The following is a 9,752-nucleotide window of genomic DNA, read 5'->3' as shown; positions in this document are numbered from 1 at the left end:
CTGTTGCACACGGCAAGCGTTTCGTCACTGACCGGCACGCACGGCGACCTTGGCCGTGCACCTCACGCGGTAACATCGAATGCCGTTAGCCACGAAGGGCTTGGACCGGATCAGGGCCTGCTGCCGCTGACCTGGTCGAGTTTTCATGGACACAACCTGTTGCACGAGTATTTTGCATGTCCGAGCCGGTTTTATTTCTTTGCGCTAAACGGTCTCGAAGGCGGCCTGCGACGTGTTACTGGCAAGGAAGCCGAAATTGTCGTTTTGCTGGACAGGGCGCCAGACGCGCTCGCGAATCTCGTCGATGCATCGCGCTTCGCACTCTTCTGCACGCCCGTCATCAATCTGTTCCAGCAACGTACGGATCGTATCGAACTGACAAAGGACGACACGGAATTCCATCTGGTGCCCGCTCGACTGCATCCGCTGGACTACGAAATATTTTCCGTCGAGTCCATGACCGGGCAGGTTGCTGCCACGTCGGAACAGTTCGAATTCCGGCACCTGTACCAGACCCTCAACAACGATGAAGGCAACTACGGGCGCTACTTCTCGATCCGTCGCGAGCGCCGGCTGATGTCCGACTCCGCGCGCCGCTACGGCACGCGCACACCGTACGTAGGTACGGAAACGTTCGTGTCGCTGGTCGATCAGAACGAAGCGCCGTATGTGGAGGCGATCCGCTATCTGTCGGTCGATGCGTGGCTGACCAACCGCGATCTGCCAAACCTCGTGCCGCGCAACGGCCAACAGGATCTCTTCGTATCGGAGTCGGCTCCGCTTGAGGGCATCGGACTGATCCGCGCGCCCAGCGCGCCGAAAGCACCGTACGCCGAGCGCGAAATGGCCTGGCGTCTGATTCGCCAATTGAATTTCAACTATCTTCCATTGGCGGACCTCGATCATCGCGCCGGCGGTCAGGGGCTCCGGGACATGCTGCGGCTGTTCCTCTCTAGCGATGATGAAGCACAGCGCCGGCAGATCGAGAGTCTGGTGGGTGTGAGGACGCGGCCCGTGACCCGACGGCTGCCCGGAGGCGGCCCGCTTGTTTTCGGGCGCGGCATTGAATGCCTGCTGACGATCGATGAAACGGGATTCTCAGGCACGAGTCCGTACCTGTTCGGCGTGATTCTCGAGCACTTTCTGGCGCGCCATGTCTCGATCAATGTCTTTACGCAAACCGAATTGCACTCCATGCAGCGGGGGCAAGTTGCCCGCTGGGACGTGCGCATGGGTACGCGAGGGGCTGCCTGATGGACCGCGCTCCGTTCCCGGCCGTGATGCGCGATGCCGTGCTCCCACCCGAACTGATCGAACGGCTACGCGCCGAACCGTGGCGTTATGGCTTTCTGAGTCTGCTACGGCGCCTGGGGGCAAATTCTCGCATCCCACCGATCGGGCGTGCGCGGCGTCCGCAGGCGGAGCCCTTTCGCCTGGGGCAGCAACCGAGCCTGGCTTTTGCGCCTCGCGAGATTGCCGAGGTCGGAGAAATCGACGGCCGTCTCAGGGTAAAGCTGTTTGGTCTCGGCATGCTCGGCCCTAATGGACCATTACCCATCCATGTGACGGAAATCGCGCGGGATCGCCAGGAGAGCAGGCGCGACACTACGCTTGTCGATTTTCTGGATCTTTTTCACCACCGCTACTTGACGCTGTTCTACCGCGCCTGGTCGTCCGCGCAGGCTACAGCCGGATTGGATCGTCCGGACGACGAGCGGTTCTCGTTCTATGTCGCAAGCCTGTTTGGGCAGAACACGGGTGAGATAGGCCGGGGCCGGCTGCCAGCGCACGCACGCATGTCAGCTTCAACTCATCTGATACGCGAGGCACGCAATCCCGACGGACTTCGGGCTACGCTCGCCCAGTTCTTTGGCGTCCCCGTCGCCATTGATGAACACGTCTGGAACTGGATCGAGGTGGACCCCGCCGAGCACAGCAAGCTCGGTGCACCAGGCGCGCCGTCGGTGATGTCCGAGGGGGCGATGCTCGGCGAGCAGGTACCAGACCGGCAGCACAAGTTTCGGATCGTCGTCGGTCCGCTCGACATCGACGAGTACCTGCGCTTCACGCCACAAGGCAATGATCTGCCATTGCTGGTGGAGTGGGTCCGTGCCTTCATCGGCTATGAATTCGCCTGGGAACTCGAACTGCGGATCAAGGCGCAGAGCGCACCGCCGGCCGTGATTGGCGGCGCGGAACGGCTCGGTTGGTCGGGGTGGCTCGGCCGCTCGCTGACGGGTGAACCGATTACGGGAATGCGCTTCGAACCCGAGCACTACGCGCTGGCGGCGCAATAACTCGCAGATACTTCAATGAACGCGAAAAAATACACCGCGGCGAAAACGCGGAACGTCGATGTCGTTATCCATGACTGGCTAGTCCCCATTTCCGATGACGCACCCTGTGGCAACGACCTCGAATACGATCCAGAGTATGTCGTCCTGTCCGCAAAGACGACCGCGCAACCGGACGCGCAGTACGGCAACTTTGTTGGATCGCCAGAACCGGTCAACTGGAGCGATATCGATCGCGATTGCCGCAGGCTGATGCTGCGTAGCAAGGATATCCGGCTCGCTGTGCTGTTCGCGCGCAGCCGGACACGGCTGGCTAGCAGCGCTGGTTTCGCGGAGGGCATGTCTTTGCTGGCAAGCTGGCTCGACCTGTACCCCGACGCGATCCATCCGCAACTCGCAGTCGACACGGATCGCGATGCGGCGCTAGAGATACGCTCGAACGCACTCCAGGCACTGACCGACGTCGATGGCTTACTGTCGGATCTGCGGGAAATATCCCTCGTCAAGTCGACCGCTACGCGCTTACAGGTGCGGGACGTGGAACGTGCGTTTGCCAGGCCACGCCTGGCCGATGCGCTTTCGCAGGATTCGGTGCGGCAGCAATTAGACGATCTGCGCGCACAGAGTCCTGCAATGTTGAGTGAATTCGATCAGGCGCTGGCAAGTTTCGAGGGTATCGAGACATGGTCCGAACTGCATCTGCATTCATTTGCACCGGACCTGTCCGCGCTGGGTAGATTGCTGCGACTATTTGCACGCCCAATTGAATGTGACGCTGCGCACGACGCGATTCTGGATGACGCAGCCGCTTGTGAGGCGCGGGTCGTTACTGTGGATGCGCCACTCGGCGACACAACCGCGCCACAGGCGGCAGCGACGCCGCACATTGTCGAGCCGGTTCAACCCATGCGGAGAACCGGCATGCATGTCACTGACCGGCAAGCAGCACTGGAGACGATACGCGCGGCACGGCATTGGTTCGAAACCCATGAGCCGAGCAGTCCGATTCCGGTTCTGCTCCGGCGCGCGGAACAGTTCGTCGGCAAGCGTTACGCCGAGGTGGTGCAGGCGATTCCGCCGGAACTGCTGGTGCAGTGGGATACCGAGGCGTGAGCGTCGTGAGCCTATCGGTGCTTCTTCCCTAGCCGTTGTCGTGCATTTCGATTTCATTTTTGCCTCCCCGTGTGGCTACTGATCGGTCAAGCATGACTGCGCCGTAGGCGAATCAGACGTGTGTCGCGGTGCTTTTGAGCCGATCTGATATTTCCAATAAGAAACGGATGGGTGGGCGGCGGTGCACCGCAGACTGATCGGCGGGCGCGTGCGTATCAGCCACCGGGGCCCCAGCCCAGAACGCTTTCGTCAAGCACAGCAAGGTCAATCGCGTGTTCAGGCCAGTCGCCCCGGGCAAATCCGCTTGCCGCCATAAAATCCCGCGTGTATAGTTTCCTAACTTACTCTTGTTTCGTATCGGAAATTAAAGGGATTCTCATGGACGCTTCCACCATCCTCGCCGACCTTGGCATCGCCCACGCGGCGCAAGCCGGCGACATCGCGGTTCATTCGCCGATCACCGGCGAACTCATCGGCCGCGTGGCCAGCAACACGGTGGCGGAAGTCGACGTGGCCCTTGCCAATGCGAAAGAGGCATACACGGCATGGCGCAACGTTCCGGCACCGCGCCGCGGCGAATTGGTGCGCCTGCTCGGCAACCGTCTGCGTGAAAAGAAGCAGGCGCTCGGCAGCATCATCACGCTCGAAACCGGCAAGATCCTGCAGGAAGGCATGGGCGAAGTGCAGGAAATGATCGACATCTGCGACTTCGCGGTCGGTCTGTCGCGGCAGTTGTACGGTCTGACGATTGCGTCGGAGCGTCCGGGCCATCGCATGGCGGAAACGTGGCATCCGATGGGCACGTGCGTGGTGATCTCGGCATTCAACTTCCCGGCAGCGGTGTGGTCGTGGAATGCGGCGCTGGCGCTGGTATGCGGCAACGCGGTGATCTGGAAGCCGTCGGAAAAGACGCCGTTGACCGCGCTCGCCGTCAACCAGATTCTCAGCGAGGCGCTGAAGGAATTCGGCGATGCGCCAGCAGGTCTCACCGCATTGATCAACGGTGGCCACGACGTCGGTGCGAAGCTGGTGGCCGACCCGCGTGCGTCGATCGTCAGTGCGACGGGGAGCACGGAAATGGGGCGCACGGTCGGTGTTGAAGTGGCGAAGCGCTTTGGCCGCTCGCTGCTCGAACTCGGCGGCAACAACGCGGGTATCGTCGCGCAAACCGCGGATCACGAGCTCGCGATGCGCGGCATTCTGTTCTCGGCAGTGGGTACGGCGGGGCAGCGTTGCACGTCGCTGCGGCGTCTGTTCGTGCACGAAAGCGTGTATGACAAAACCATCGAACGTCTGAAGCAGTTGTATAGCAAGGTACCGATCGGCAATCCGCTCGAAAAAGGCACGCTGATGGGGCCGCTGATCGACAAGCAATCGTACGCTCGCATGCAGGAAGCGCTGCAGCAGGCTACGGCCGAAGGCGGCAAGGTGTTCGGCGGCGAGCGTGTCGAAGTAAAGGGCCATGAAGGCGGTTACTACGTGCGTCCGGCCATCGTCGAAATGCCGTCGCAAACTGCGGTGGTGCTGAAGGAAACCTTCGCCCCGATTCTGTATGTGTTGCGTTATTCGGATTTCGCGGATGCAGTTGAAGCGAACAATGCGGCGGTGCACGGTTTGTCGTCGTGCGTGTTCACGACCGACCTGCGCGAAGCCGAACGCTTCCTGTCCGACTCGGGCAGCGACTGCGGTATCGCTAACGTGAACATTGGACCGAGCGGCGCGGAAATCGGCGGCGCGTTCGGTGGCGAGAAGGAAACCGGCGGCGGTCGTGAGTCGGGCTCGGATGCGTGGAAGGCCTATATGCGCCGCGCGACCAACACGGTCAATTATTCGTCGGCGTTGCCGCTTGCGCAGGGCATCGACTTCAATATCGGCTGATCCGGTAAGTAGCAACACAGAAGAAAGCGGTAGAGCATTCAGCAGAAAACAGCGGCGCATTTATGCGCCGCTGTTCACAACCTCTTCAGCAATCCGTTTGCGCCGCCCGCCGTTTCTGAGCGGCCACGCTACTCGTGGAGTAAGACGTGAGTTCCAAAGTCGTGATCGTCGGCGGTGGGGTGATCGGCAGCTCGATTGCGTATTTTCTGCGGCTGTCCGATCCAACGGTCAGTGTCACGGTCATCGAGCGCGATCCGACTTATGCGCGTTCTTCGTCGGCATTGTCGGCGGCATCCATTCGCCAGCAATTCTCTACGCCGCTTTCCATTCAGATGTCGCTATTCGGCATCGAGTTTCTGCGCTCGATCGGCGAGCGGCTCGATATCGGCGGTGCGAAACCGTCAATCGATCTGCACGAAGGCGGCTATCTCTTTCTCGCCACACCCGCCGGTGAGACGACGCTGCGTGAGAATCACGCGCTACAAAAGAGTCTCGGCGCCGATATCAGTTTGCTCGACAAAGGCGCGTTGCAAGCGCGCTTTCCCTGGCTCAATACGGAAGACCTCATTGCCGGTGCTTATGGCGAAAGCGGTGAGGGCTGGTTCGACGGCTATGGTTTAGTGCAGGCGTTGCGCAAAAAAGCGCAGGCACTTGGCGCGCGCTATGTTGCCGCCGACGTCACCGCGCTGCCTCGCGAAGGCAATCATGTCACGCAAGTTCAAACCGCGAATGGCGAGATCTACGCCTGCGACGTGGTAGTGAACGCCGCGGGCGCCTGGTCGCGCAAAGTCGCGCAGATGGTCGGCATCGACATTCCGGTATTTGCACGACGCCGAAGTATCTTCAACGTCATGTCGCCCGCGCGGCTCGAACATTGTCCTTTGCTGATCGATCCGAGTGGCGTGTATTTCCGGCCCGAGGGCAAATCGTTCATCTGCGGTACGTCACCGTCAGCGGATAACGATCCAGACGACTTGCCGCTCGACGAAGTCGATCACGCACTATTCGACGACGTGATCTGGCCGACGCTCGCGCACCGCGTGCCGCAATTCGAAGCGTTGCGCGTGCAGAATTGCTGGTCCGGCTATTACGAATACAACGTGCTCGATCAGAACGCGATCATCGGCTATCACCCTGCCGTCGATAACTGCATTTTTGCCAATGGTTTTAGCGGACACGGTCTGCAGCAGGGCCCCGCAACCGGTCGCGGCATCAGCGAATTGATTCTGCATGGCCGCTACACGACGCTCGATCTTGGTTCGCTGAACTTCGCTCGTGTGCTCGAAAACCGGCCAATCGTGGAGAAGAACGTTGTTTAGCCGGTGCGTTGGAGGTGATGCGGAAAACGCAATAGGTAGTGCATAGATATCGTTTGCCGCCCACCCGGACGATGGCCACAATCGATGCCGATCTTCCATCGACAAGATAAGCGGCCCGCCACTATGTTCACGTTCAACCCCGCATTCGAAGCGCCGGCCGGTTCGCCGATTCGCGAGCTGTTCAAGTATCTGGCGCATCCCGGCATGATTTCGTTTGCCGGCGGCTATCCGGCAAGCGATCTGTTCGACCGCGAAGGTCTCGATGCGGCTGCGGCGCGCGCGTCGCAGCAGGCTACGCTCTGTCTGCAATATGGTCCGACGGACGGCCTGCCCGTCCTCAAGGAACAACTCGCGCATCTGATGACACGGCGCGGTACGCCTTGTACGCCGCAAGCATTGCTTGTTACGACCGGTTCGCAGCAAGGTTTCGATCTGCTGTTACGCGTGATGGTCGCGCCTCGTGACGTGGTGCTGGTTGAGCAACCCGCTTATCCGGCGACCTTGCAGGCGCTGAAGCTGCAGGAGGCCGATGTCGTGACCGTGCCTGTCGATCAGGACGGGCTCGATGTCGCCGCGCTCGCCGCGTTGCTCGAAGCGGGTACGTTACAGCGGCCGCCGAAGCTGCTCTACACGGTGCCCACCTTCGCTAATCCGACTGGCGCAACGTTGTCGCTCGAGCGCCGCATGGCGTTGTTGAAGCTGGCGGCACGTCACCATTTTCTGATCGTCGAAGACGATCCCTATGGCGACCTGCGTTTCAGCGGCGCGGCGTTACCGTCGTTGCTCGCGTTGAGCGATCAGGTGCCTGGTTCGCGCGACTGGGTTGTGCATTTTTCGAGTCTGTCGAAGATCGTCGCGCCAGGCTTGCGGGTCGGCTGGATGGTCGCGCACGCGGAAATCTTGCGCCGTTGCGTGATCGCCAAGCAAACGGTCGACCTGTGTAGTTCACCGTGGGCCCAGATGATCGCCGCCGAGTACCTCGCGAGCGGCGCGCTGGAGCGTCATTTGCCACGGATCATCGACGCCTATGCTGTGAAGTGCCGCACGCTGTGCAATGCGCTCGATGAGCATTTGGGTCATGACATCGCGTTTCATCGTCCTGCCGGCGGTATGTTCGTGTGGGCGCGATTGAAGGGTGGACAGAACGCGTCCGATTATCTGCATGCCTGTATCGAGCGCAATGTCATGTTCGTGCCGGGCGTCGCGTTCTATAAAGACAATATCGATCTGGCGGCACTGCGCTTGTCATTTGCAGCGCCCGGTGTAGCCGAAATCGAAACCGGCGTGCAGAGAATGGAGCAGGCGCTCGCACTCTTTTGATGACGGCTAATTCGGCTAACGCCGTATTGGTGGAAAAGCAGTAAGAACAATGCTTGAAATAACCCGGTGAGCACGAGGTGCGCAACCGGGTTTTTTACGCAGATGCTAAATCGCGGAGATTTAGCATAAACCTCCCGGTCCGGTAAAGCGGCGTAAGGTCGCCGCGGCCGGACTACGCTTGCCGGCTCTTCTCTGCCTTGTTGAGCGCCCGGCAGCAAGCGCACGAGCCGATTTCCCCGTACGCCGTTGCCGACTTCGCATGCCGTTTAACTCAATTCGCTGCTTCGACTCGACACGCTTCCTAATGATTTAATCCCACTCGCTCAATATTTCCGTCAAACTCCTGAAACATGTCTGATTGTTAAATGAAGAGTGTCGCCGGTTTGGGGCTAAAAATATCGGTTATCATCGCTGCCTTCGGCGAATGATTTCGATGAGTTAATTCATCGGCCATCCACGTTAATACCGTCGCATCGAACCAGAAAAAATCAGATGAAGATGTCGCGCAAAAAGATTGCAATCCTGGTAGTCGGTCTTCTGGTCGTGGCCAGCGTGGTCATTCAGGCGGTGTGGCGTCCATTCGCGCATCGCAAAGCCGCCGAGACCGCCGAAGTTGTGCTCGATATTCATCATCCAGATGCGGTGATCGACAGCGAAGCGCTCTCGCGTTTGCCGCGCGACATCTTGCGCGTGCCGCTGTTGCACGACTTGCTGACTCAGGACTTCGTCGACTATTACGAATCGAACGACACGCGGCTGTCCACAGAAGGCGCGCTGCGGCGTCTCGCGTTCGAACATCAACTGGACTGGCGCGATGAATTGATCCGCCGCGTATTCGACGAACCCGCGCATGTATTGCTGTGGCGCTCGCCGGATGGCCGCCTCGGTTACTGGGTGATGTCGATACACCGTAACGGTCTGGCGAAGCTGCTGCAAGGCTTCGGCAACGTCGCCGCTAGCGACTCGCAGTTGAGCCAGGTGGCGAAGCTCTCCGGCGATGTACCGGTATACGCGTTGAAGCTGGCGGTTGGCCGCACGATTCTGTTCGCGACGAAAGACGACCGCCTCGTCGTGATGTCCGCACCGGGCGTGCTGCTCGACGCGAAAGGCAGCGTGCTGAGTGAGCGGGCCGATGCCGTGTCCGAGATGCTTTCGTCAGGCCGCGACGATGCGGCGCGCGCCTATCGACTGGACGCACCCGGCGATGCGCCGAAGGGGCATCGGTTGGTGGTGTCGGCGAATTATTTGTCGTTTGGCTATCAGGCGTTTTTCTCAGGTATCGACGCGCTGCGATTCGACTTTTCGTCGAACGGCAACGCCGCGGCGAACTGGCAGACTTCCGCGCTGATTGAGCCGGGCAAGTTGCCCCAGGAGTGGAATAGCGCCGACTTGTGGCGCGCCTTGCCCGCTAATCCGGCGGCGTGCACGAGCTTGCCGGCCGACTGGAAAGAGGCGTCGGGTCTGTTGGGCAAGGTTGCGGATGTGGGCGCGGATGGCGCTGCTGCGATCGGCGATCAGCTCGCCGGCCCCGCGGCCGTCTGCTGGTATGCGAAGTCCACACTGGTCGCGCCGGTCTTCGTCGCTCGCGTGAAGACGCAGGACGCGGCGAACCTCGCTGCGCTGAAAGCCGCACTCGGTAAGGCCTTTGGCGACGTGATCGGCGCGTACGAGGCGAAGGCTGCCAAATCCGGCGACGCTGATTCGGGCTATCGTCGCTTACCGGTCACGAAGCACGACCAGCGCGCCAGCGTCACCGTATGGCAACGGCCGGTCAGTGCGCGCTCTGGCACAGCTGTGTCCAGCAAGGCGTCGTTTGCATCGCAATTGT

The 9,752-nt window shown here is 60.5% G+C and carries 7 protein-coding genes; all 7 read left to right on the top strand.

The features are described from left to right. Positions 1-1,254, top strand: a 1,254-nt coding sequence (gene tssF, locus VFE81_RS21345; protein ID WP_325046502.1) for a type VI secretion system baseplate subunit TssF, incomplete at its 5' end; no start/stop codon positions are given. Further along, positions 1,254-2,297 (top strand): type VI secretion system baseplate subunit TssG, encoded by a 1,044-nt coding sequence (gene tssG / locus VFE81_RS21340; protein WP_325046501.1) that lies wholly within the window; start codon positions 1,254-1,256, stop codon positions 2,295-2,297. The genes tssF and tssG, both read left to right, overlap by 1 nt. Before the next feature lie 15 nt (positions 2,298-2,312). Next, positions 2,313-3,407: an ImpA family type VI secretion system protein gene (locus VFE81_RS21335; protein WP_325046500.1), complete on the top strand. Its 1,095-nt coding sequence runs from the start codon at positions 2,313-2,315 to the stop codon at positions 3,405-3,407. Between the two features lie 378 nt (positions 3,408-3,785). Beyond that, on the top strand, positions 3,786-5,285 hold the full coding sequence (locus VFE81_RS21330) for an aldehyde dehydrogenase family protein (protein ID WP_325046499.1): 1,500 nt from the start codon (positions 3,786-3,788) through the stop codon (positions 5,283-5,285). A gap of 146 nt (positions 5,286-5,431) precedes the next feature. Then, positions 5,432-6,604 (top strand): FAD-binding oxidoreductase, encoded by a 1,173-nt coding sequence (locus VFE81_RS21325; protein ID WP_325046498.1) that lies wholly within the window; start codon positions 5,432-5,434, stop codon positions 6,602-6,604. 123 nt (positions 6,605-6,727) lie between these two features. Beyond that, positions 6,728-7,924 (top strand): PLP-dependent aminotransferase family protein, encoded by a 1,197-nt coding sequence (locus VFE81_RS21320; protein ID WP_325046497.1) that lies wholly within the window; start codon positions 6,728-6,730, stop codon positions 7,922-7,924. 492 nt (positions 7,925-8,416) lie between these two features. After that, positions 8,417-9,752, top strand: a 1,336-nt coding sequence (locus VFE81_RS21315; protein WP_325046496.1) for a DUF2138 family protein, incomplete at its 3' end; no start/stop codon positions are given.

The organism is Paraburkholderia sp. (genome assembly GCF_035656215.1).
Classification (GTDB): Bacteria; Pseudomonadota; Gammaproteobacteria; order Burkholderiales; family Burkholderiaceae; genus Paraburkholderia.
This window is presented reverse-complemented; position numbering and strand designations above follow the sequence as displayed.